Origin of the sequence: Paraburkholderia strydomiana, from assembly GCF_046030495.1 — a bacterium.
GTDB classification, from domain to species: Bacteria; Pseudomonadota; Gammaproteobacteria; order Burkholderiales; family Burkholderiaceae; genus Paraburkholderia; species Paraburkholderia strydomiana_A.
In genome coordinates this window covers 125,939-147,938 of the sequence record NZ_JAQQCJ010000018.1, presented here as the reverse complement: position 1 = coordinate 147,938, position 22,000 = coordinate 125,939, and the positions used below count along the sequence as shown (strand labels likewise).

Annotated in this window: 14 protein-coding genes and 1 pseudogene; 8 read left to right on the top strand and 7 right to left on the bottom strand. The window is 65.2% G+C overall.

What is annotated here, in order from left to right; all coding sequences use genetic code 11:
- Positions 1–7: 7 nt before the first annotated feature.
- From PQQ53_RS23470 to PQQ53_RS23455, 4 genes are all read left to right on the top strand, one after another.
- Complete coding sequence (locus PQQ53_RS23470; RefSeq protein WP_408145244.1) at positions 8–682, top strand: response regulator transcription factor; 675 nt, start codon at positions 8–10, stop codon at positions 680–682.
- A 292-nt stretch (positions 683–974) separates the two neighbouring features.
- Positions 975–4,217 (top strand): efflux RND transporter permease subunit, encoded by a 3,243-nt coding sequence (locus PQQ53_RS23465; RefSeq protein WP_408326503.1) that lies wholly within the window; start codon positions 975–977, stop codon positions 4,215–4,217.
- On the top strand, positions 4,207–5,430 hold the full coding sequence (locus PQQ53_RS23460; protein WP_408156651.1) for an efflux RND transporter periplasmic adaptor subunit: 1,224 nt from the start codon (positions 4,207–4,209) through the stop codon (positions 5,428–5,430). Before PQQ53_RS23465 ends, PQQ53_RS23460 begins: the two co-directional genes overlap by 11 nt.
- Entirely contained in the window at positions 5,423–6,907 is a 1,485-nt protein-coding gene (locus PQQ53_RS23455; protein ID WP_408326501.1) for an efflux transporter outer membrane subunit, read from the top strand. The genes PQQ53_RS23460 and PQQ53_RS23455 overlap by 8 nt, the downstream gene beginning before the upstream one ends.
- Positions 6,908–7,006: 99 nt before the next feature.
- Here PQQ53_RS23455 and PQQ53_RS23450 read toward each other — a convergent pair whose 3' ends face one another.
- A complete protein-coding gene (locus PQQ53_RS23450; protein WP_408326499.1) occupies positions 7,007–8,185 on the bottom strand; it encodes a porin in 1,179 nt (392 codons plus the stop codon).
- 327 nt (positions 8,186–8,512) lie between these two features.
- Between PQQ53_RS23450 and PQQ53_RS23445 the strand changes: the two genes are divergently transcribed.
- Positions 8,513–8,788 (top strand): DUF4148 domain-containing protein, encoded by a 276-nt coding sequence (locus PQQ53_RS23445; RefSeq protein WP_408156655.1) that lies wholly within the window; start codon positions 8,513–8,515, stop codon positions 8,786–8,788.
- 179 nt (positions 8,789–8,967) lie between these two features.
- On the top strand, positions 8,968–9,192 hold the full coding sequence (locus tag PQQ53_RS23440) for a hypothetical protein (protein ID WP_408326496.1): 225 nt from the start codon (positions 8,968–8,970) through the stop codon (positions 9,190–9,192).
- 55 nt (positions 9,193–9,247) lie between these two features.
- Here the strand turns inward: PQQ53_RS23440 and PQQ53_RS23435 are convergent.
- A pseudogene (locus PQQ53_RS23435) lies at positions 9,248–10,362 on the bottom strand (porin).
- A 51-nt stretch (positions 10,363–10,413) separates the two neighbouring features.
- Between PQQ53_RS23435 and PQQ53_RS23430 the strand changes: the two are divergent.
- Positions 10,414–10,605: a hypothetical protein gene (locus PQQ53_RS23430; protein WP_408145231.1), complete on the top strand. Its 192-nt coding sequence runs from the start codon at positions 10,414–10,416 to the stop codon at positions 10,603–10,605.
- 26 nt (positions 10,606–10,631) lie between these two features.
- Here the strand turns inward: PQQ53_RS23430 and PQQ53_RS23425 are convergent, their stop codons facing one another.
- Genes PQQ53_RS23425 through PQQ53_RS23415 form a run of 3 tightly spaced genes read right to left on the bottom strand, consistent with a single transcriptional unit; the run spans position 10,632 to position 13,469 of the window.
- Positions 10,632–11,345 carry a response regulator transcription factor gene (locus PQQ53_RS23425; RefSeq protein ID WP_408326493.1) on the bottom strand — a complete coding sequence of 238 codons (714 nt, stop codon included), beginning with the start codon at positions 11,343–11,345 and terminating at the stop codon, positions 10,632–10,634.
- 35 nt (positions 11,346–11,380) lie between these two features.
- A complete protein-coding gene (locus PQQ53_RS23420; protein ID WP_408145227.1) occupies positions 11,381–12,778 on the bottom strand; it encodes a sensor histidine kinase in 1,398 nt (465 codons plus the stop codon).
- A 13-nt stretch (positions 12,779–12,791) separates the two neighbouring features.
- Positions 12,792–13,469 carry a response regulator transcription factor gene (locus PQQ53_RS23415; protein ID WP_408156662.1) on the bottom strand — a complete coding sequence of 226 codons (678 nt, stop codon included), beginning with the start codon at positions 13,467–13,469 and terminating at the stop codon, positions 12,792–12,794.
- Positions 13,470–13,831: 362 nt separating this feature from the next.
- Between PQQ53_RS23415 and PQQ53_RS23410 the strand changes: the two genes are divergently transcribed.
- Entirely contained in the window at positions 13,832–14,143 is a 312-nt protein-coding gene (locus tag PQQ53_RS23410; RefSeq protein WP_408326490.1) for a DUF4148 domain-containing protein, read from the top strand.
- Positions 14,144–14,186: 43 nt separating this feature from the next.
- Here the strand turns inward: PQQ53_RS23410 and uvrA are convergent, their stop codons facing one another.
- Positions 14,187–20,075 (bottom strand): excinuclease ABC subunit UvrA, encoded by a 5,889-nt coding sequence (gene uvrA / locus PQQ53_RS23405; protein WP_408326487.1) that lies wholly within the window; start codon positions 20,073–20,075, stop codon positions 14,187–14,189.
- Positions 20,076–20,413: 338 nt separating this feature from the next.
- Positions 20,414–21,916: a cysteate racemase gene (gene cuyB / locus PQQ53_RS23400; RefSeq protein ID WP_408326484.1), complete on the bottom strand. Its 1,503-nt coding sequence runs from the start codon at positions 21,914–21,916 to the stop codon at positions 20,414–20,416.
- Between the last annotated feature and the right edge of the window lie 84 nt (positions 21,917–22,000).

Here is a 22,000-nt window from a genome sequence, read left to right as displayed (position 1 = left end):
GCGCATCATGCCGAGAATCCTGACGATCGAAGACGACGAGCTGATCGCGCACGACATCGTGCGCACGCTCAGCGCCAGCGGCTTTTCCGTCGACGTGGCGCGCACCGGCCGCGAAGGGATGGCCAAAGCGATGGCCGGCGACTACGACGTCGTCACGCTCGACCGGATGCTGCCCGATCTCGACGGCCTGACGATCGTCGCGACGATGCGCGGCGTCGGCATGGAAACGCCCGTGCTGGTGATGAGCGCGATGTCCGACGTCGATCAGCGCATTCAGGGGCTGCGCGCCGGCGGCGACGACTATCTGACCAAACCGTTCTCGCCCGAAGAGATGTTCGCCCGCATCGAAGTGCTGCTGCGGCGCCGTCCGCGCCACGCCAAGGCCGAAACGCTGCTGCGCAGCGGCGCGCTCGAACTCGATCTGGTGCGCCGCAAAGTCACCTACCGGCAGCGCGAACTCGATCTGCAACCCACCGAGTTTCGCGTGCTCGAATTCATGATGCGCCACAGCGGCCAGGTGCTCACGCGCACGATGATTTTCGAAGCCGTGTGGGGCTGCCGCTTCGACCCCGGCACCAATCTGATCGACGTGCATGTGGGACGTTTGCGCAAGAAAGTCGAGACGCCCGGCGAGCGCCCGTTGATTCGCACGATTCGCGGCGCGGGCTATCTGTTCGGCTGACACGCACACGCGCCTTGACGTCCCACACAAGACGAGCGCTGGCATTCATTGCATGAATCGCCAGAGTCCGTTTTTTTCCGCACATCCACGGCGCCTACTCGCGCACCACTCGCGCACCCCTCACGACACACCACGCATCCGGCGCACCGCTTCCTAAAACTTGTTTCATCTGTTGAGTCGGTGCGTGTTAGGACTCGCTCCCCAGAATGCCGTTACGGGAGCGCGCCGCGCGAATCCCGCTCACCACACGCCAGCGCAGATTCAATCGCGCCTCTGAACGGAGCAGCCTTCGATGTTGAAAATAGTCCGGTTAGCTTTGACCCGGCCCTACACGTTCATCGTGCTTGCGTTGCTGATCCTGCTGATCGGCCCGCTTGCCGCATTGCGCACGCCAACGGATATCTTTCCCGACATCCGCATTCCCGTCATCAGCGTGGTGTGGAACTACGCCGGCCTGCAACCGGACGATATGTCCGGGCGCATCGTCACTTACTATGAGCGCACGCTCGGCACGACCGTCAACGACGTCGCGCATATCGAGTCGCAATCGTTTCGCGGCTACGGCATCGTCAAGATCTTCTTTCAACCGAGCGTGGACATCCGCACCGCCACCGCGCAGGTGACCTCCGTCTCGCAGACGGTTCTCAAACAGATGCCACCCGGCACCACGCCGCCGCAGATCCTGAACTACAACGCGTCGACGGTGCCGGTGCTGCAACTCGCCCTGACAAGCAACACGCTCGACGAACAGAAGCTCGCCGACTACGCGACCAACTTCATTCGTCCGCAATTGCTGAGCGTGCCGGGCGTCGCGATTCCGACGCCGTACGGCGGCAAGACGCGCGAAGTGCAGATCGATCTCGACCCGCAAGCGTTGCAGGCCAAAAAGCTCTCCGCCAACGACGTCGCCACCGCGCTCGCGCAGCAGAACCAGATCATTCCGGCGGGCACCGAGAAGATCGGCCGCTTCGAATACAACATCAAACTGAACAACAGCCCGCTCGCGCTCGACGAACTGAACGCGCTGCCGATCAAGACCATCGACGGCGCGACCCTCTATATCCGCGACGTCGCGCACGTGCGCGACGGCTATCCGCCGCAAGGCAACGTGGTGCGCGTGGACGGTCATCGCGCGGTGCTGATGAGTATTCTGAAGAACGGTTCGGCCTCGACGCTCGACATCATCGCGGGCGTCAAGGCGCAACTGCCGCGTATCGAAGCGACGCTGCCGCCGGGGCTCAAGCTCGTCACGATGGGCGATCAATCGACCTTCGTGAAGGGCGCGGTCAGCGGTGTCGCGCGCGAGGGCATCATCGCCGCGGCGCTCACGTCGTTGATGATCCTGCTGTTTCTCGGCAGCTGGCGCTCCACGCTGATCATCGCGGCATCGATTCCGCTCGCCGTGCTCGCCGCGATCGCCGGCCTCGCGGCGATGGGCGAAACGCTCAACGTGATGACGCTCGGCGGCCTCGCACTGGCCGTCGGGATTCTGGTCGACGACGCCACCGTCACGATCGAAAACATCAACTGGCATCTGGAACAAGGCAAGGACGTGAAGCGCGCGATTCTCGACGGCGCCGCGCAGATCGTCGGGCCCGCCTTCGTGTCGCTGCTGTGTATCTGCATCGTGTTCGTGCCGATGCTGCTGCTCGACGGCATCGCACGCTTCCTGTTCGTGCCGATGGCCGAAGCGGTGATCTTCGCGATGATCGCGTCGTTCATCCTGTCGCGCACCTTCGTGCCGATGCTCGCGCAATACCTGTTGCGCCCGCACGCGTCCGGCGGCCATGCATCCGGCGAGCTGGCCGCGGTGATGGACCCGCATGGCGACCACGCGCACGCGGCGCCGTCGCGCAATCCGCTGGTGCGTTTCCAGCGCGCTTTCGAGCAGCGCTTCGAGCGCGTGCGCGGCGTGTACCGGATCGTGCTCGGCCTCGCGCTCACGCATCGCAAGCGCTTCGTGGCGGGTTTCCTGATCGTGGTCGGCGCGTCGTTCCTGCTCGCGCCGTGGCTCGGCCGCAATTTCTTTCCGGACATCGACTCCGGTGAAATCGCGCTTCACGTGCGTGCGCCGATCGGCACGCGCATCGAAGATACCGCCGCGCAATTCGATCTGATCGAGAACGCAGTGCGCCGCGCCATTCCGCCGGATCAGTTGCGCAGCATCGTCGACAACATCGGCCTGCCCAATAGCGGGATCAACCTGACGTACAACAACAGCGGCACGATCGGTCCGCAAGACGGCGATATCCTGATCTCGCTGAACGAAAAGCACCAGCCGACCGCGGACTTCGTGCGCACGTTGCGCGCAAGCCTGCCGCGCGAATTTCCCGGCACCACGTTCGCATTCCTGCCCGCCGATATCGTCAGCCAGATCCTCAATTTCGGCGCGCCCGCGCCGATCGATCTGCAGGTGGCCGGCCCGAACCAGGCGGCCAATCATCGCTACGCGAACGAACTGATGCGACGCATGCGCATGATCCCCGGCATTGCCGACACGCGCATGCAGCAGGCCGCGACCTACCCGCAATTCACCGTGTCGGTGGACCGCTCGCGCGCCGATCAGCTCGGCATCACCGAGCAGGACGTCACGAACTCCGTGGTGGCGAGCCTGTCCGGCACGAGCCAGGTGTCGCCCACCTACTGGCTCAATCCGCAGAACGGCGTGTCGTATCCGATCGTCGCGCAGACGCCGCAATACCGGATGACGTCGCTGTCGAATCTGAACAACCTGCCCGTGACCGGCAAGAGCGGTGACGCGCAGCTACTCGGCGGCATTGCGACGATCACGCGCGGCGTGGGCAATGCGGTGGTCTCGCACTACAACATCGAGCCGCTCTACGACGTGTTCGCGACGACCCAGGGCCAGGATCTCGGCGCGGTGGCGGCGCAAATCCAGCACATCGTGCGGGCCACCGCGAAAGACGCGCCGAAGGGTTCGATCGTCACGTTGCGCGGCCAGGTGCAGACCATGAACAGCGCGTTCCTCGGACTATCGCTCGGTCTCGTCGGCGCGATTGCGCTGATCTATCTGCTGATCGTCGTGAACTTCCATTCGTGGAGCGATGCGTTCGTGATCGTCACCGCGTTGCCGGCGGCGTTGGCCGGCATCGTGTGGATGCTGTTCACCACGCATACGCCGCTTTCGGTACCCGCATTGACCGGCGCGATTCTCTGCATGGGCGTGGCGACCGCCAACAGCATTCTGGTGGTGAGCTTCGCGCGCGAACGGTTCGCCATGACCGGCAATGCGTTGGTCGCCGCGATGGAAGCCGGCTTCACGCGCTTTCGTCCGGTGCTGATGACGGCGCTCGCGATGATCATCGGCATGGCGCCGATGGCGCTCGGCCTCGGTGACGGCGGCGAACAGAACGCGCCGCTCGGCCGCGCCGTGATCGGCGGGCTGATTTGCGCGACCTTCGCGACCTTGCTGTTCGTGCCCGTCGTGTTCAGCATCGTGCACCGGCGCGACACCGCGCATGCGCCTTCCGACGACCATTCCTCATCCGAACCCGGAGTCCAACATGTCCACTGAGATCGAGATCAATTCGCCGAAGCGGCTGCGCCATCTGAAGCTCATCGGGCTCGCCGCGCTGCTCGCGGCGGCCGGCGTCGTCACGAGCGGCATCGTCAGCCGCGTGCAGGCGAAGCAGGAACTGACCACGTGGTCCGCCCAGCAGGCGATGCCCACGGTGGTCGCCTACACGCCGAAACACGACTCCGCCACGCAGGCGCTGGTGCTGCCGGGCCATCTGTCGGCCTTCGTCAACGCGCCGATCTACGCGCGCGTGTCGGGTTATCTGCATGCGTGGTACGCGGACATCGGCACGCAGGTCAAGGCCGGACAGCTGCTCGGCGTGATCGACACGCCGGACCTCGATCAGCAATTGCAGCAGGCGCGCGCGGATCTGCAGAACTCGCAGGCCAACGAGAAACTCGCGGCCTCCACGGCGCGCCGCTGGACCCAGATGCTGCAGCAGGATTCCGTCTCGCAGCAGGACGCCGACGAAAAGACCAGCGACCTCGTCGCGAAACAGGCCACGGTCGCGGCGAACCAGGCCAACGTGCGGCGGCTCGAAGCGCTCGAGTCGTTCAAGCGCATCACCGCGCCGTTCGATGGCGTGGTCACCGCGCGCACCACCGACATCGGCGCGCTGATCAACGCGGGCGGCGGCAATGGCCCGGAACTGTTCTCGGTGTCCGATGCGCACCGGCTGCGCGTCTACGTGAGCGTGCCGCAGGACGAAGCGGCCGCCATCCAGCCAGGCATGGTCGCGACGCTCACCGTGCCCGAGCGGCCGGGCATGAAGTTCGACGCCCGGCTCGTCGATACCGACGATGCGATCACGCCATCCTCCGGCACGCTGCTGGTTCAACTCGTGGTCGACAATCACGACGGCCTGCTGATTCCCGGCGAATACACCGAGGTGCACTTCGCGCTGCCAGGCAACGCGCATGCGCTGTCGATTCCGGCAAGCTCGCTGATCTTCCGGCAGAACGGCCTGCAGGTCGCCGTGGTCGGTCACGACAACCGCGCGGTGCTCAAGCCGGTGTCGATCGCGACCGATCTCGGCACGCATGTCGAGATCGCCTCGGGTTTGAACGCGACGGACCGCGTGATCGACAATCCGCCCGACTCGCTCGCTTCCGGCGATCAGGTGCGGCTGCAAGGCAAGCCTCCTGTCACTCGTGAGGCGAACGGCGCTGCTTTGGTGGAACGGCGCGCGGCGGAGAGCGCACATGGATAAACGGCGTCTGTGCATTGCTCTCGTGGCGGCCGCGTTGCTGAGCGGCTGTTCGTTCGCGCCGCCCTATCACGCGCCCGTCACCCCCCTGCCCACCACGTTCAAGGAAGGCGGCGCGTGGCAGCTCGCGCGTCCGGCCGACCGCGTCCCGCGCGACGCATGGTGGAGCGTGTATCGCGATCCCGTGCTGGCGCGCCTCGAAGCGCAGGTGGCGGCGGCCAATCCGGACGTGGCTGCCGCCGTCGCACGCCATGACGAGGCCAGTGCCGATCTGGCGCAAGCGCGCTCGAGCCTGTTCCCGACGATCGGCGCGCAAGCATCGGTGGAGCGCCAGCGGCAATCGGACAACCGGCCGCTGCGCGGCACGGATCAACCCTCCGTGTACGGCGCGAATACGGTCGACGTCGGCATCAGCTACGATCTCGACCTGTGGGGCAAGGTCCGCAACGAGGTGTCCGCGGGCCGCGCGGCGGTGCAGGCGAGCGAAGCCGATCTCGCATCCGTGCGGCTGAGTTTGCAGGCAAGCCTCGCCGATGCCTACTTCAATCTGCGCGGGCTCGACGCACAACAGCAACTGCTCGACGACACGATCGACACCTATCGGCGCGCGCTCACGCTCACGCTGAGCCGCCACGCCGGCGGCATCGCCTCGGAGCTCGACGTGTCGCGCGCCCAGACACAACTCGACATCGCGCGCGCTTCCGCCGACGATATCGCCGCGCGCCGCGCGCTCTACGAACACGCGATCGCCAGCCTGACCGGCACGCCCGCATCGGACTTCTCGCTCGGCGCCGCGACCGATGCAGCCTATTTGCCGTCGATTCCCACCGGCGTTCCGGCCGCACTGCTGCAACGGCGCCCGGACATCGCCGCCGCCGAGCGCCGCGTCGCGCGGGCGAACGCGCAGATCGGCGTCGCCAGGGCGGCGTTCTTCCCGGACGTCTCGCTCGGCCTCGACGGCGGCTATCAAAGCGACACGCTGTCGCCGTGGCTGATGGCGCCGAACGAAATGTGGTCGGTCGGGCCGAGTCTCGTGTTCACGCTGTTCGACGGCGGCCGCCGCGCCGCGCTGACGCAGCACGCGCGCGCGATGCTCGCGGAGAACGGCGCGAAGTACAAAGCGGCCGTGCTGCTCGCGTTCCAGCAGGTCGAGGACAATCTCGCGCAACTGCATCATCTCGGCGACGAAGCCACGCGGCAGGACGAAGCGCTGAACGCCGCGCAACGCACGCTGACGCTGTCGATGTCGCGCTATCGCGACGGCGTGGTGAGTTATCTGGACGTGGTCACCGCGCAGACCACCGAGCTCGACACGCAGATTGCCGCGCTGAACCTCAATACGCGGCGTCTGCTGGCTTCGGTGGGGTTGATCGAGGCACTGGGCGGCGGATGGTCGGCGAGCGGCGCCACGGCCGCGCCTGAGGTGCAGGCCGCGCAAGCGTCGTCCGTGCAGCCGCGCGTCGTCGCGTCCCACGGTTGAGGGGCACCCCGTTCGGGAAGCGGCGCTTTTCGACGATAAACGTTTGCTCGTGAGAAGTCGCCGGCCCATTACCGGCGACTACGTCTTCATGCCCCCCGCTCAGAACCGATGCCGCACGCCTACCGCGACGACAGCCTGCCGGTTGTTCGACGACGCCGTCAGCGAATAGATCGACGCGTTACCGAGCACCGCGATGCCGTCCGCGCCCGACACGTTTTGATACACACCTTGCAGATACAGATCGGTGCGGCGCGATAACGCGTAATCCGCCTGCAGCATGAACTGATTCCATTTCGGCGCGATGCTCCGGCCGTCGTCGCTGAAATACCCGTCGGTGAACGTGTATGAACCGCCCAGCGTGAGGGCTGGCGTCAGCGCATAGCGCGCATTGAGTTCGTAGTTGTTGAAGGTCAGCAGATCGCCGCCGAGCGTCGAATACGAGCCGCCTTGCATGATCTGGTCGGGCTCGTTGAGGATCGTGCGCGTGAACACCACGCCCACCGTCGCCGCGCCGTACGTATAGCGCCCCGCCGCGCCGAGAATGCGCTGCCGCGCGGCGGTGAACGTCGCATCGCCGTCGCTGCTGCTCACGGCGCCGCCCGTGTTCGCGGGTTGATCGACGCCGCCCGCGCGATTCACCTGCAGATACGCGACGGCCAGGTTGAACGGACCGCCGGCCCATTGCGCGCCGAGGCTGTATGCGCTGTTGTTGCTGAAGCCGCCCGCCGCGTTGCTGAACGCATACGCACCGCCGAACGTCAGACCGTCGTAGGTCGCACTGCGGAATTTCAGCGCGTTGTTCAGGCGCAGATCGTTGTTGAGGTTGTCGTTGTCGAACGGATGATCGGCGAGGTTGCCGCCGAAGCCCGAGCCGGTCGCCGACAACGGTGCGACGAAATCCACGAGGAAATCGTACTGCCGTCCCAGCGTCACCGTGCCCCCTTGCCTGCTCGCGAGACCCACCCATGCCTGCCGGCCGAATTCGTCGCCGCCATTGGAGAACTTGCCGTTGTCGAGATTGAAGCCGTTCTCCAGGTCGAACACCGCGCTCAGGCCACCGCCGAGATCCTCGTTGCCGCGCAAGCCCCAGCGGTTGGTGCTGAGGTTGCCGCTTGCCAGCATCCAGTTGCTTTTGCCGCCCGAGGCCGTCTTCTGATTGCTGATGTAGTCGAGACCGGTGTCGAGCGTGCCGTACAACGTGACGCTGCTTTGTGCGTACGCCGCTGTGCCGAACGTGCCGGCCAGCGCGACGAGCGTGGTTGCCATTGCTTTTTTCATGTTTGATTCCGGGTAAGAGAAAGCGCCGGCCCGCGCATTCACGGACCGATCCCGCACACCGTGCGGGTAGCCGCAATGTAGATAGACGCGGTGACACACCCATGATCAAAACAGGCCGCTTCATGAAACGTTTTTTATCTTCACGACATGCGTGCGATGAACGCCTGTGCGCCCCGTAAAAACGCTGCATCGATGGATAAATATCTTTTCATGCATACATCGCCGATCCGCTAACGCCCACTGACTATCCTGTTCATCAGCCGGTCCGCGAATGCATTGCGGTTCGCGCATCGGCCTCACCCAAATTGATTGATAAGGATGACGAACATGAAATCCCTGACGCTTGCCATCGCCTTGATCGGCGCCACCGCAACGGCTTCCGCTTTCGCCCAGACGTCCACGGCGCCCACGCAACAGAACGCGGCGCCGTCGATGCAGGTCGCCTCGAACTCCATGTCCGCGGTCAATGCCGCCGGCTCGTGGGTGTCGCCATACGGCCAGGCGACCGGAGAGAAAACGCGCGCGCAGGTCTACCAGGAACTGGTGCACGCGGAGAAGGACGGTCAGCTCGCGTATCTCAACTCGACGCTTTACGCGCATTGAGTGGCGCATTCCGAAGCACCTGCCGATGCGTGCGAGCGTGGCACTACCGCTCGCATCCGGCGTCGCGGCTGCGGCCCTTGCGGCCGTCGCAGCCGTCGCGGCGCCGTTGGCGTGCGGCGCGTTGAACCGCGCTCCTTTGCTTGCCGCCCCTGGTTAGCGGCGCTCGTCGAAGGCGACGAATGCATCCCCTTCCCTCGCCGCACGCCCCGCACCGCGGTTTTTCCCACGACACTATCGATCACTCTGCGATGACCCTCCGCACCGCCCTCAACCGCTCCGCCCGTTTCGCCGTCGCCGCCATTGCCGCCGGACTGCTGTTATCCGGCTGCGCAACGACGACATCGAACAGCGCCGACAGCTGTGTCGGCCCACCCAGCTACTGCAATGTCTATTTCGGCTCCTGAGGCAATGAGCGCGTAGCCCGTCGGGCAACGCGCTTTTCCGTCTGGAGCCGATGCGTCAGAACGAATGTCGAATGCCGACCCGGCCGACAACCTGCTCGCCATCGGATGAAGGATCGAAGCCGGCGATCTGCGCGAGCGCGCCGCCACTCGCTCTTTGCAGCACGGCCAGCGCATACACCGCGGTGCGCTTCGACACCTCGTACTCCGCGCTCAGATTGAGCTGCTGATACTTCGGCTCCTGGCCGGTCGCATGATTGCGGCCGTCCGTATAGGTATAGCCCGCCGCGAGATTCAGCTGACTCGTCGCCTGAAACGTGCCCGCGATTTCGTAGTTCTGGAACTTGACGTCCTGACCGTCATCGCCCTGCTGGAAATTGACGTTGGTGAAGTTGCCCATCACCTTGAACTTGCCAAGCGACCAGGAAGCACCCGCGGCAAAGATGTTCTGGCTGCGCGCGTTTGCCAGATAGTTGCCGTACACCGCATTGGTGAAGCCCGAGCCGTTCTGATAGCTCTGGATCGACTCCTGCGGATCGTTGACGCGCAAATAGCCCGCGCCAATCGAGAACGGCCCGTTCGAATACGATGCCGCCGCGCTATAGGCCGCGTTGTTCGAGAACTGTCCGGCCTGCCCGCCGAACGAATAGAGCGCCTCACCCGTGAAGCCGCCGATGTTGGGACTCGTGTACTTCACCGCATTGCTGATCGCAAAGCCGTTATCGAGGTTATCCATATCGTTAGGGTGCGAAAAATACCAGCCACCGTAACTGTCGTTCAGCGAGAACGGCTCGATCAGGTCGACGACCGGGTCCCACTGCCGCCCGAGTGTCACCGTGCCCATCGACTACTGGCGATTCCCACATAGGCGTTGCGCGAAAACGCAAGGCCGCTGCCCAGACCGCCGTTGCTCGAATTGAAGCCGCTTTCGAGGTCGAAGATCGCGGCGAGACCGCCGCCGAGATCTTCCTTGCCCCTGAGCCCCCAACGACTTCCCGCGCTCACGCCGCTGGCCATCTGATAGAGATGGCTGCCGTCGACATTGCTGGCGAAATCGATCCCCGTATCGAGCACGCCGTAGAGCGTGACGCTGCTTTGCGCGTGCGCAACGGATGCCATACCGGCACATAGGAGCGCGCCGACCAGATGCGTCAGCTTCATCTTCTGATTCATGAATATCCTTTTGTTTAATTGAGGATGCCTGAAGGCCATGGAGACACCGCAATGCCTGTCACCACGCAACGAATATATCGAGGCCAGAAAGCACCGCCTTTGCAAGACAGTCTTTCAATCAATACGTTGGATTTTCATGAACCGTTCATTGACTCGATGCGAGTCAATGCTCTGAATTGCCGCGAAGAAGCGGACAACAAAAAACCCGCATCACTTGCAGCAGACGCGGGCTTGAAGAGTTGAAAAAATGACTGCGCAGGCAGAGAGCATCAGGAAGAAACCGAGACCTGGTAGCCGAACCGGCTCACCGTCTCGATCTTCACTTGCGGCACGTCAGCGACCAGCTTTCTTCTCAACCGGGAGACAACCAGATTGACGCTGGACGGATCGACATCGTCTTTTTCTGGCCACGCGTAGCGAATCAGCTGATCGCGTGCGACCGGCGCATTCAACTGTCTCAACAGGCATTCGAGCAGAAGAAATTCGCGGCGTGTCACCGCCACCCGGCGCATGCCGCAAACCAGTTCCCGGGTCGCGACATCGAGAGACGGCGCGTTGAGCGCTATCGCGGCAGAAAAAGTGGCGGTTGAAGAGAAAACGGCCGCCGCCGAGCGCGTCCCGCCTGTGCGCTGCAACGCCTGCAAACGTTCATGCATTTCTATGAACGAATAGGGCTGGCAGAAGCAGGCATCCGCGCCCGCCCGCAACGCTCTCGTGCGATCCTGGGCGGTGGCGGCACCCAGCACGGCAACGATCGCCGCGCCGCTTGCGGCCAGCGTGAATTCCGCGAGCATCGCCTGAAACGCCGGATAGAGCGCAACGTCGAGCACCATCAACACGATCGCATCAAAGGGCTCCTGCGTCGCGAGGAAAACGCCGTCGCGCAGATCGTCGGCCCGCTGCAAACTATGAGCACTCTCCTGAAGCGCCTTGAACAGCCACGCGGCTTCAGGATGAGAAGGCCCCACGAACAGCACGCGCATTCAACACCTTGCCAGAACGGAAAAAGAAACGAAGCTCACGCGAGCGTCCTCGACCAGCATTCGATGGAGATGCGCGCGCCCGGTTGCGCATTGCCGATCTTCATCGAGAAGTCGTGCACGCGCATCACCGCGGACACGATGCTCAGGCCCAGTCCGGAGCCGGCGAGATGCCGCGTGCTATCGCCACGATAGAACCGCTGCAGCACGGCGTCGCGCTCGTCGGCGGCAATGCCGGGGCCGTTGTCGACAATGTCCACTTGCGGCCCCGCGAGAGTCTGGCGCAATTCCATCCGTACCTCGCCGCCTTCGGGGGTGAACTTGATCGCATTGTCCACGAGGTTGCTCAGCGCTTCGAAGAGCAAGGCGCGGTCGCCGTGAATCGTATCGACTGGCTGCGTATACACCGAGAACCGGATCGAACGGATCTCGGCGAGCGGCTCGTAAAGCTCGCCGACTTCCTCGACCAAGATCTGCAACTGCATCTCGCTGAATCCGCCGCGCCGCTGCAAGGTGCCGATCTCGGAGATGCGCAGCATCGCGCGAAAGCGGTTGAGCAGCGCGTCGGTCTCGGTGCGCGCGCGCTCCATCAAGTCCGATAGCTCGGCGTCGTCGAGCGCGGCGGTGCGCTCCGCCGCGTGCGCGAGCAAGGTGCGCACATGCGCGAGCGGCGTGCGCAGATCGTGCGCGATGCCGTCGCACGCGCCCTTCACCTCGTTCATCAGACGCTCGACCTCGGCGAGCATATGGTTGACGAGATGCGCGAGCATATCCACTTCATCGCGTCCGCCAATCGGCAGACGTTGGGCAAGATCACCCTGCGCGATGCGCTGCGTGACGCGCCGGATCGCTTTGAGGCGACGCATCTGCCGCACGCTCAGCGCGAGGCCGCCAGCCGTGCCGGCGAGCAGACAGAGTATGCCGCCGCCCACCAGCGCCCTGATGATGGTCTCGCGAATCCGCAGGATATGCGTGAGATCACGCGCGACCACGAGCGTCGAGCCGTCCTGGCGCCGCTCGGCCATGGCGCGGACCACCGGCGCCTGTTCGTCGCGGTCCATCGACAGGGCGAGATCGAGTGTCTTGCCGGTGCGGTCGGTCGGCAGTTGCTGCGGAAGCACGAGCACGTCGCCGGCCAGCTGACGGCCGTCCGCCGCAAACAGGCCGTAGTAGTTGGTATGCATGTGCTCGTGCTCGATGCGCCGGTAAATCGCCGTCGCGAGTTCCGAATCGGGCAGCGAATCGAAGTAGATCAGTTGCCAGTCCATCACCACGTCGGTCTCGCGCTCCATGTCGCCGGTCACCGCCCAGCCGATGAAGCCGAGCAGCAGCATCACGGAGAGCGAAAAGATGACCGCGTAGATCGCGAGCAGACGGAAGGTGGTCGAATGCCAGCGCCGCCCGAGCGCAGATTGAGCGGGAAAGGTTGTGTCCATCAGGATGGCTCGCTCATGCGAGGATGTAACCCGAACCCCGTACGGTCTGGATCATCGGCTCCACGCCGGGCGGGTCGATCTTTTTGCGCAGCCGGCCCATGTGCACGTCGATGAGGTTCGTACCGGGATCGAAGTGATAACCCCACACCGCCTCGAACAGCATCGTGCGCGTGATGGTCTGCCCCGCATGACGCATCATGAATTCGAGCACGCGATACTCGGTGGGCAACAGCGCGATTTCCTCGCCGTCGCGCTGCACCTTGCGTGAAATCAGATCGAGTTCGAGCGGGCCGACCCGCAAATGCGTGTCGAGTTGGGCGGCCGGCGTCTGATTGCGCCGCAGCAGCACTTCGAGCCGGGCGGTCATTTCTTCGGGATCGAACGGCTTGGTCAGATAGTCGTCGCCGCCGGCGCGCAGGCCGCGCACGCGTTCGTCGACATCGCCGAGCGCGCTCAACATCAGCACCGGCGTCTGAATGCCGATGCTGCGCATGGTGGTGAGAATCGTGAGGCCGTCGAGACCAGGCAGCATGCGGTCGAGCGTGATCACGTCGTAGTCTTCGCTGATCGCGCGCGCCATGCCGTCGCGACCGTTGGCCACCCAATCCACAGTGAAGCCGCGGCTTTTCAGCTCACCGACAATTTCATTCGCGGTAATTTCATCGTCTTCGATCGTCAATACACGCGACATGATCATTGCATGCGCCACCGCCAGCTCTACCGATGCAAGAGGCGGGCGCGACCGGTTATCAGTAGAAGGACATGATGCCATATTCGGCTTGCGCGTTCAGTGCACAGGCGTGCGGTTCGACGGCTGTCGACGCTTCGCCCCGGTGCCTGCGTGCAGGCTACGCGAGCGCTGCTAGCGGCTGCGTATCCGTTTCATGAAGAAAATTTTAAGTTGGCGGCGAGATCGTCAAAAGCATGCGCGAACGACGCTAAAACAAATTTCATTCTGCCGACGCCGCTTCGGTAAACCGCCTCCACTAGCCTACGGTCATCCCGCTGCTTTACTCGCGGTCCGACTCGACCCTTCTCGTGGATGGTATGAAAATGAAGCTCGCAACGAAAGCTTTGATCACTACGCTTCTGCTGACCGGGAGCGCATCGGCGATGGCCGCGCCCGGTCTCTCGCCGCAACAGTGCCATGACTATCCGTTCACCCAGGTAAAAGGCGAGGTGACGCATAAGCAGTTGATGCGTGAACTCGGCGAGCTTGAGGCGGTTGGCTACAGCCCCGGCAATGGCGACGACAACGACTATCCGGATGATCTGCAGCAGGCAGAGCAAAAATTGCAGGCGGAGTATCGCGCGGACTGCGTAGGCGCCGCGCCGCAAGTGTCGGCGAGTGTCGCCGGGCACTGATGCCGCGAAGCGGCGCAAACACGTTTCGCGCCGCTTCGCTTCCTCACCCGTTCGTCCCCTCGCCCGCCACCACGGCCGCCGTCCCCTGCTGCGTTCGCGCGAGCACAGGCCGCAACGCCGCACCCGTATGGCTGGCCGCGACACGCGCGAGACCTTCGGGGTCCGTCGCCGCGACAATCGTCCCGCCGCCCACGCCGCCCTCCGGACCGAGATCGATGATCCAGTCCGCCTCGGCAATCACGTCGAGATCGTGCTCGATGACGACGACGCTATGGCCGCCATCCGCGAGACGATGCAGCACGCGAATCAGCTTCGCGACGTCCGCCATATGCAGCCCGACCGTCGGCTCGTCCAGCACATACAGTGTGTGCGGCGGTTTCTGACCGCGCCGTGTGATGTCGTCGCGCACCTTGCTCAATTCGGTCACGAGCTTGATCCGCTGCGCTTCGCCGCCCGACAACGTGGGCGACGGCTGGCCGAGGGTGAGATAGCCGAGCCCGACGTCCTTCATCAATTGCAACGGATGCCCGATGTTCGTGATGGACGAGAAAAACTCGACAGCCTCGTCGATTTCCATGGTCAGCACGTCGCCGATGTTCTTGCCGCGCCATGTGACCGCCAGCGTCTCGGGATTGAAGCGCTGCCCGTGGCACACATCGCAAGGCACTTTCACGTCCGGCAGAAAGCTCATGCCGATCGTGCGCACGCCCTGCCCCTCGCACGCCGGACAACGGCCGTCACCGGTGTTGAACGAGAAGCGCGAGGCCGTATAGCCACGCGCGCGCGCTTCGAGCGTGCCCGCGAACAGCTTGCGGATCGCATCCCACACGCCGATGTAAGTGGCGGGACACGAACGCGGCGTCTTGCCGATCGGCGTCTGATCGACTTCGAGCACGCGGTCGATACTCTCCCAGCCGGTGATCGAATCGCACCCTTGCCACGCATGCGTGACGTTCAGCGGCGCGCGCGGCGCCGAGCGCGCCAGCACGCTGGAGCGCCGGTTCGCGGCGGGCTTCTCCTCGGCCGCGGCGCGCGCACGCCGCGTAGCCGGCGACGACAGCACCGAACGCCCGACCGCATCCAGCAGATTGGCCATCAGCACGTCGCGCGCGAGCGTGGACTTGCCGGACCCGCTGACGCCGGTCACCGCGACCAGCCGCGACAGCGGAATGCCCACCGTGACATTGCGCAGGTTGTGCAGCTTGCCGCCATGCACGCTCAGCCAGTTCTCCGGCACCGCGGCCGCGCGCTTGCCCGGTGCGACTACCGCGCGGCGCGGCTGCAACGGATGCACGATCGGATTCGCGAGAAACTGCCCGGTGAGCGAATCGGGCTGCGCCGACAGATCGGCCACACTGCCCTGCGCGATCAACGTACCGCCGCGCTTGCCCGCCCCCGGCCCGATATCGATGATGTGATCCGCGCGCCGGATCGTGTCCTCGTCATGCTCGACGACCACCAGCGTATTGCCCTTCTCGCCGAGCTTGCGCAACGCGTTCAGCAAAATCTGGTTGTCGCGCGGATGCAGGCCGATAGTGGGCTCGTCGAGCACGTAGCACACGCCCTGCAGATTGCTGCCGAGTTGCGCGGCGAGCCGGATGCGCTGCGCTTCGCCGCCCGACAGACTCGGCGCCGCCCGATCGAGGCTCAGATAGCCGAGCCCGACCTCTTCCAGAAACTGCAGACGGCTGCCGATTTCGCTGATCACGTCGCGCGCGATTTCCGCGTCGCGGCCGGTCATCTCGACGCTGTCGATCCACGCGCGCGTGTCGGCCACGGTCCACTGCGCGACGTCGACGATCGCCTGCGCGTCGAACGTGACCGCGCGTGCGGTCGGGTTCAGACGCGTGCCCGAGCAATCGGGACACGGTTCGTCGACGAGGCCTTCGGGTTCCTGCTCCTCCGACGGCAAGCTCTGCTCGCGGCCGCGATTGTCGTCGACGACGATCGTGTCGTCGTACGCGGCGCGTTGCTCACGCGTGAGCGACAGGCCCGTGCCGACGCAGGTCGTGCACCAGCCATGCTTGCTGTTGTACGAGAACATGCGCGGATCGAGTTCGGGATAGCTGGTGCCGCACACCGGACACGCGCGCTTCGTGGACAGTACCTTCACCGTGCCGAGCGGCGCGGTGGGATGGCCCCCGGTGATCGCGTCGTGCAGACCGTCGAGCGGCGCGAGCAGATGCATCACGCCCTTGCCGACTTCCAGCGTCCGGTCGAGCGCCTCGCGCAATTCGGCTTCATGGTCCGCCGACACGACGAGGTCGGCGACCGGCAATTCGATCGTATGTTCGCGGAAGCGATCGAGCTTCGGCCACGGGTCCACCGGCACGAACTCGCCATCGACACGCAGATGCGTATTGCCGCGCGCCTTTGCCCATTTCGCCAGGTCCGTATAGACGCCCTTGCGGTTCACGACGAGCGGCGCAAGGAAGCCGACATGCTGCCCCTTGTGATCGCGCAGCAATTGCGCCGCGATCGATTCGACGCTTTGCGACGTGACGGGCGTACCGTCGTGAATGCAGTGCTGCAAACCGAGTTTCACGTACAGCAGCCGCAGGAAGTGCCACACCTCCGACGTGGTCGCCACCGTGCTCTTGCGGCCGCCGCGCGAGAGGCGCTGCTCGATCGCGACGGTCGGCGGGATGCCGTACACCGCGTCGACCTCGGGCCGCCCGGCCGGCTGCACGATGGAGCGCGCGTACGCGTTCAGCGATTCGAGATAGCGGCGCTGCCCTTCGTGGAACAGAATGTCGAACGCGAGCGTGGACTTGCCCGAACCGGACACGCCGGTAATCACGTTGAACTTGCCGTGCGGAATGTCCACGTCGAGCGCTTTGAGGTTGTGCTCGCGCGCATTGACGATGCGCACCACGTCCTCGCCTTCGATCGCCCGGCGCGCGCGCGCCGCGCTCAGCGCCTTCTGCAGCGGAATGCCTTGCGACGCCGGTTCGGCCGCCGCGCCCATCGCGCGGTCGTACTGCAGCAGCGCCTCGCCGGTATGCGATTCCGCGCATTGCTTGACGTCTTCCGGCGTGCCCGCGCACAGCACGCGGCCGCCGCCGTCGCCGCCTTCGGGACCGAGGTCGATCAGCCAGTCGGCCGCGCGAATCACGTCGAGATTGTGTTCGATCACGATCAGCGAGTGACCGCTCGCGAGCAGTTTGCCGAACGCCTGCATCAGCTTGGCGATGTCGTCGAAATGCAGGCCGGTGGTCGGTTCGTCGAACATGAAGAGGCGCTTTGCGACCGGCTGCTTCGCGCTGCGCGCACCGCGCGCCTGCGCCGATTCCGCGAGAAAGCCCGCGAGCTTGAGACGCTGCGCTTCGCCGCCGGACAGCGTGGGCACCGGCTGGCCGAGCTTCACGTATTCCAGACCGACGTCGACGATGGGCTGCAGCACGCGCAATACTTCGGCATCCTTTGCGAAATAGGCTGTAGCCTCGCTGACCGTCAGCTCCAGCACGTCGGCAATGCTCAGCGCGCGCGCCGGCTCGCCGCGCTCGATCTTCACTTCGAGCAGTTCCGCGCGATAACGGCGGCCATCGCAATCCGGACAACGCAGATACACGTCGCTCAGGAACTGCATCTCGATGTGCTCGAACCCCGAGCCGCCGCAGGTCGGGCAGCGGCCGTCGCCCGAGTTGAAGCTGAACATGCCGGGGCCGTAGCCGCGTTGCTGCGCGAGCGGCGCCTTGGCGAACAGCTTGCGGATTTCGTCGAACGCGCCGACGTAACTGGCCGGATTCGAACGCGCGGTCTTGCCGATCGGCGACTGGTCAACGAACACGACGTCCGTGACCTGATCGGCGCCGGTGAGGCTTCTGAACGCGCCCGGCGATTCCGTGGCGAGCCCGAAGTGCCGCGCCATCGCCGGATAGAGCACGTCCTGCAGCAGCGTGGATTTGCCGGAGCCCGACACGCCCGTCACGCAGACGAGCCGCTGCAGCGGAATCTCGACCGTCACGTCACGCAGATTGTGTTGCGTCGCGCCTTCGAGCACGATGCGCGGCGTGCCGGCATCGACGGCGCGCTGCGACCAGTGCGCCGCGTCGGCGACATGGCGGCGGCCGCCGAGGTACTCGCCGGTCAGCGTGCCGGACGAGCGGATCGCCTCGGGCGCGCCGTCGAAAATGATCGAGCCGCCGCGCTCGCCCGGCCCGGGCCCCATGTCGATCAGACGATCCGCCGCGAGCATCACCGACGGGTCGTGTTCGACCACCACCAGCGTGTTGCCCGCGTCACGCAGCCGATGCATTGCCTCGACAATCCGGTTCAGGTCGCGCGGATGCAAGCCGATGCTCGGCTCGTCGAGCACGAACAGCGTCTTGGTGAGCGACGTGCCGAGCGCCGTGGTCAGGTTGATCCGCTGCACCTCGCCGCCCGACAGCGTGCGGCTTTGCCGGTCGAGCGTCAGATAACCGAGCCCGACGTCGCAGAGATATTTGAGACGCGTGCGCACTTCGGCGAGCAGCAGTTTCAGCGCGTCGTCGAGCAACGCGCTCGGCAGGCTGATCTCGTCGAAGAAGCGGCGGATGCGCTCGATCGGCATCAGCATCAGGTCGTGCACGGTCAGACCCGGCAGCGCTTCGAGCTGCGCGCGGGTCCACCGCACGCCGCGCGGCATGAAGCGCTTAGCGGGCGGGAGCACGTCGTCCGCATTCGCCTTGCTGCCCAGGCGCCACAGCAACGATTCCGTTTTCAGACGCGCGCCGCCGCAGGTTTCGCACGGCGTATAGCTGCGGTACTTCGACAGCAGCACGCGAATATGCATCTTGTACGCTTTGGATTCGAGGTACTCGAAAAAGCGTTTGACGCCGTACCAATGGCTCTGCCACTTGCCGTTCCAGTCCGGCGAACCGTTGATGACCCAGTCGCGCTCGGCGTCGGTCAGTTCACCCCACGGCGTGCCGCGGCGGATGTCGGCCTTCGCCGCGTAGCGCATCAGGTCGTCCTGGCACTCCTTCCAGGCGGGCGTTTGCATCGGCTTGATCGCGCCCTCGCGCAGCGTCTTGCGCGCATCGGGAATCACGAGGCCCAGGTCGACGCCGATCACGCGGCCGAAACCGCGGCAGACTTCGCACGCGCCATAGGCCGAGTTGAACGAGAACAGCGCGGGTTGCGGGTCGGCGTAGCGCAGATCGCTTTCCGGGCTGTGCAAACCGGTGGAGAAACGCCAGATTTGCGGTTCGGCTTCCTGACTTACCGGCCCCTCCGACGCAGCGGGCAGCACGTAGATATTGACGCGCCCGCCGCCGCGCTTGAGCGACGCCTCGATCGACTCGACCACCCGTTGTTTATCGACCGAACGCAGCCGGAAACGGTCGGCCACCACGTCAAGCAGCTTGCGCTTGCCGGTGGGCGAATCGACTTCGCGCTGCGCCTGCACGCGCGTGTAGCCGCTCGCCGACAGCCACTGCTCCACTTCCTGCTCGGAGGCCGAGTCCGGCAATTCGACCGGGAACGTGACGACCAGCCGCGGCTCGTTCTGCGCGGTGCGCTCGAGCAGCTCGGCGTAGATCGTTTCGGGCGTGTCGTGACGCACCTGCTGCGCGGTCTGGCAGTCGAACAGTTCGGCCGCGCGCGCGTAGAGCAGCTTCAGGTGGTCGTTGAGTTCCGTCATGGTGCCGACGGTGGAGCGCGAACTGCGCACCGGGTTGGTCTGGTCGATCGCGATGGCGGGCGGCACGCCGTCCACCCGGTCGACTTGCGGCCGGTCCATGCGATCCAGAAACTGCCGGGCATACGCGCTGAAGGTTTCGACGTAGCGCCGCTGGCCTTCCGCATACAGCGTGTCGAACACGAGACTCGACTTGCCGGAGCCCGACGGCCCGGTGACGACCGTCATTTCGCCGGTTCGCACGTCGAGGTCGACGTTCTTGAGGTTGTGCTGGCGCGCGCCGCGAATCTTGATAGTGCCGTTAGATGACAATTTTTCCGACCGTCTGAATGTCTGAATGAGTGGGGCCACCTCTCACGGACGCCTCGCGACCGCGCAAGTTCGGTGCAGCCGGGAACGGCGGCACGCACACGCGACGAGCGCCGCGCGCGCATTGAAGCCCTCAGGTTGCAGCGGGATACTATACTGTATATCTATACAGTTTTCCATGACGCGCGCAGGATGCGCTGTCGAACCGCGTCCTGGCTTGAGGAGCGGCGAAGCACGCGCGCTGCCGGACCCGTCAGCAAGCGTTGTGCCGATCTGGGCAAGAAGATTCGAGGGCCGCGAGGGGCGGCAATCCGGGGGTCGGGTGAGCGTGCCTCGCCGCCCTAACCGTACGCGCTTTCCACGCTAACCGGCCCCGCCGCCGATGCCACGGCTTGCGCTCGCGCACCGCCCTCGCCAAGCGCATACGCCACGCACCGCCTCGCCAGCACCTCGCTCGGATCGACGAGACGCACCACCCGACCGCCCGGGCACGCGAGCACCGCGTCGCGCAGCAGCAGCGGCAACTCGGTGCAGGCCAGCACGATGACCTGCACGCCTTGCGCGACGAGGTCGTCGACCGCCGCCGCGAGGTCGTCCGCGCACTCGCCCGACGTGTAGCCCGCCTTGGCGCCGCGCGGTCCGTAGATGGCGTTCATCAGCCGTCCCTGCGCGGGCGCGTCCGGCGCAATCTGCGCGAAGCCGCGCGCTGCGAGCGCCTGTTCGTAGACACGGCTCGCCAGCGTGCCCGACGTCGCCAGCACGCCGACTTCGCGCAGGCCCGGAAAGGTCTCGCGCAGATAATCGGCGGTACAGGTCAGCATATTCACGATCGGCACGCCCAGCGCCGGCTGGATCTGCTCGATGAACGCGTGCGCGGTATTGCACGGAATCGCGATCAGATCCGCGCCGCCTTCTTCGAGCGTCTTGCATGCGGCGTACAGCGCGAGTGTCGGATCGTCGCCGCCGCCGACGAGCGCCTCGGTGCGGTCCGGAATCTGCGGATTCTGTTCGACCATCACCTTGATGTGATCCTGGTCGCGCGCGGCCGGCGTGTTGCGCACCAGTTTGGCCATGAAATCGACGGTCGCCGCGGGGCCGACGCCGCCCACCACGCCCAGCTTGAAGCGCCGCGCCGGCCGCGCATAGTGGGCCGCCGCGACATGGCGCGCATAGACCTGATTGGTGTCGACGAGCGGCACGTCGAGCGGCTCGAGCGCGCGCAGGACGAGGCCGATTTCGGCCAGCCCCGGCAGGATGATCTCGGCCCCCTGCGCGACCAGGTCGGCGCAAGCCGCGCGCAGCAATTCCACCGGCCGGCCATGCAGACGGCCGGTGCGGATGCCCTCGTCGCCGTACACGGCGCTCGTCACGCAATCGACGCCCGTGCCGTGACGCGGATGCAGCACGTCGAACCGCGCGGCATCGAAATAGCGTTCAAAAAGGCCGTTTTCGCGGATGACCCCGCTGGTTAGCACGCCGATCCGCCGCACCGACGGAAACGTCCGCCGCACGTGGGTGGTGAGCGCCGTCATGATGTTGGCGACCGGTACGGCGAGGTTCGCCGAGAGTTCGTCGATGAAGGTATGGCTGAGGAAGCACGGCAGCACGATCGCATCGACGCCGCGCTTTTCCAGCTCGCGCATCGTGTCGAACATGTGGATCTTGAACTGGACGTTCGCTGTGTCCGGCGCGCTCGCGCCTTGCCAGCAGCGCGGCTCGAACACCAGATCGACGGCCCCCGCCGCGCCGGGCCGGCGCGCGGCGGTGCCGATTCTGCTCAGGATGTCGGCGCCGGCGAGCTGGGCCGCGCCCGCCGCCACGCCCAGCGAACGAAAGCGATGCATGATGACTTCCCCCGTCATTGTCCATCCGCCTTGATGGTAGGCGGCTTTTGCGCTTGAGGATGACATTATGTCGGCCGCGCATGA

What these genes read in the sequence shown, in the direction of transcription:
- PQQ53_RS23470 (WP_408145244.1), top strand. Translation starts at nt 8, where the DNA reads ATGCCGAGAATCCTGACGATCGAAGACGACGAGCTGATCGCGCACGAC.
- PQQ53_RS23465 (WP_408326503.1), top strand. Translation starts at nt 975, where the DNA reads ATGTTGAAAATAGTCCGGTTAGCTTTGACCCGGCCCTACACGTTCATC.
- PQQ53_RS23460 (WP_408156651.1), top strand. Translation starts at nt 4,207, where the DNA reads ATGTCCACTGAGATCGAGATCAATTCGCCGAAGCGGCTGCGCCATCTG.
- PQQ53_RS23455 (WP_408326501.1), top strand. Translation starts at nt 5,423, where the DNA reads ATGGATAAACGGCGTCTGTGCATTGCTCTCGTGGCGGCCGCGTTGCTG.
- PQQ53_RS23450 (WP_408326499.1), bottom strand. Translation starts at nt 8,185, where the DNA reads ATGAAAAAAGCAATGGCAACCACGCTCGTCGCGCTGGCCGGCACGTTC.
- PQQ53_RS23445 (WP_408156655.1), top strand. Translation starts at nt 8,513, where the DNA reads ATGAAATCCCTGACGCTTGCCATCGCCTTGATCGGCGCCACCGCAACG.
- PQQ53_RS23440 (WP_408326496.1), top strand. Translation starts at nt 8,968, where the DNA reads ATGCATCCCCTTCCCTCGCCGCACGCCCCGCACCGCGGTTTTTCCCAC.
- PQQ53_RS23430 (WP_408145231.1), top strand. Translation starts at nt 10,414, where the DNA reads ATGCCTGTCACCACGCAACGAATATATCGAGGCCAGAAAGCACCGCCT.
- PQQ53_RS23425 (WP_408326493.1), bottom strand. Translation starts at nt 11,345, where the DNA reads ATGCGCGTGCTGTTCGTGGGGCCTTCTCATCCTGAAGCCGCGTGGCTG.
- PQQ53_RS23420 (WP_408145227.1), bottom strand. Translation starts at nt 12,778, where the DNA reads ATGGACACAACCTTTCCCGCTCAATCTGCGCTCGGGCGGCGCTGGCAT.
- PQQ53_RS23415 (WP_408156662.1), bottom strand. Translation starts at nt 13,469, where the DNA reads ATGTCGCGTGTATTGACGATCGAAGACGATGAAATTACCGCGAATGAA.
- PQQ53_RS23410 (WP_408326490.1), top strand. Translation starts at nt 13,832, where the DNA reads ATGAAGCTCGCAACGAAAGCTTTGATCACTACGCTTCTGCTGACCGGG.
- cuyB (WP_408326484.1), bottom strand. Translation starts at nt 21,916, where the DNA reads ATGCATCGCTTTCGTTCGCTGGGCGTGGCGGCGGGCGCGGCCCAGCTC.